The 1,320-nt window shown below is 60.5% G+C and carries 1 pseudogene and 1 other annotated feature; the pseudogene reads right to left on the minus strand.

The features are described 5' to 3' along the window. Positions 1 to 34: 34 nt before the first annotated feature. A pseudogene (locus JMY24_RS38040) lies at positions 35 to 1,269 on the minus strand (IS3 family transposase). Next, positions 872 to 988, minus strand: a sequence feature (AL1L pseudoknot). (Overlaps the previous pseudogene by 117 nt.) Positions 1,270 to 1,320: the final 51 nt, after the last annotated feature.

Raw genomic sequence — 1,320 nt, forward strand, 5'->3', positions numbered from 1 at the left:
TGAACCGTCCCGGGAATCGTGGAGGCTGGTTGGTTTAAGTTGATGCGGGTTCTGCGGCAGCTGTTTCAAGTTGCCGATAGTAGTTTGCCTCAGCTTCGGCGGGCGGGATATAGCCGAGGGGTTCCATCAATCGATGATGGTTGAACCAGACCACCCACTCCAGCGTTGCTAGTTCAACGGATTCCCGCGTTTTCCAGGTGCGGCGATGAATCAGTTCAGCCTTGTACAAACCGTTGATCGTTTCAGCCAGGGCGTTGTCGTAGCTGTCGCCCCGGCTGCCGACCGACGGTTCGATGCCCGCTTCGGCCAGCCGTTCGCTGTAGCGAATACTGACCTATTGGGACCCTCTGTCCGAATGGTGTATCAAGGTTCCGTCGTCGCCCGGGCGCCGCGCGTAAAGCGCCTGTTCAAGTGCATCCAGAACGAAGTCCGTGGTCATCGAGCTGCTGACTCGCCAGCCGACGATACGGCGAGCGAACACATCGATCACGAAAGCCACATACAGCCAGCCCTGCCACGTCGAAACGTAGGTGAAATCCGAAACCCAGAGCTTGTTCGGCCGTGCCGCCTTGAACTGGCGATTGACCCGATCCAGCGGGCGCGGGGCTATGGCATCAGGAACAGTCGTGCGAACACGCTTGCCTCGCATCACGCCGCGCAAACCCAGTTGCTTCATCAACCGTTCGACCGTGCAGCGCGCCACCGCGATACGCTCCCGGTTCATCTGCTTCCAGACTTTATCCGCGCCGTAGACCTGCATGTTGGCCTGCCACACACGCTTGATCTCCGGCCGCAGACGTTCATCGCGGATTGCGCGAACAGAGCGCCGCGACGGATCACGAAGCTGCGCGGCATGGCGTCGGTAACCCGACGGGGCAATCCGCAAGACCTTGCAGATCGGCTCGACCCCGAAGGTGTCGCGATGCTGATCGATGAAGGCCTTCAGGACTTGAAACGGCGGTCGAGCTCCGCCTGGGCGAAAAACGCGCTCGCGACCTTGAGAATCTCGTTGGCACGACGCAACTCCTTGACTTCGCGCTCCAAGGCCTTGAGGCGCTCGCGCTCGTCTGTGGTCACGCCATCGCGCTCACCGTGGTCGACCTGGTCGCGCTTGATCCAATCGTGCAGTGTCTGCGGTGTGCAGCCGATCATGGGCGCAATCGATTCGACCGCCGCCCACATCGACGGATGTTCGCTACGCTGCTCGCGCACTAGGCGCACTGCGCGCTCCCGGACTTCCGGGGAAAACTTGGTTACCTTCTTGTTCATGGCTCCATTCTCTCAAGAGTTGGAGCCTCCACAAAATCCGGGGCGGTTCAC

The sequence above is a fragment of the Paraburkholderia kirstenboschensis genome, assembly GCF_904848585.1.
Lineage (GTDB): Bacteria > Pseudomonadota > Gammaproteobacteria > Burkholderiales > Burkholderiaceae > Paraburkholderia > Paraburkholderia kirstenboschensis.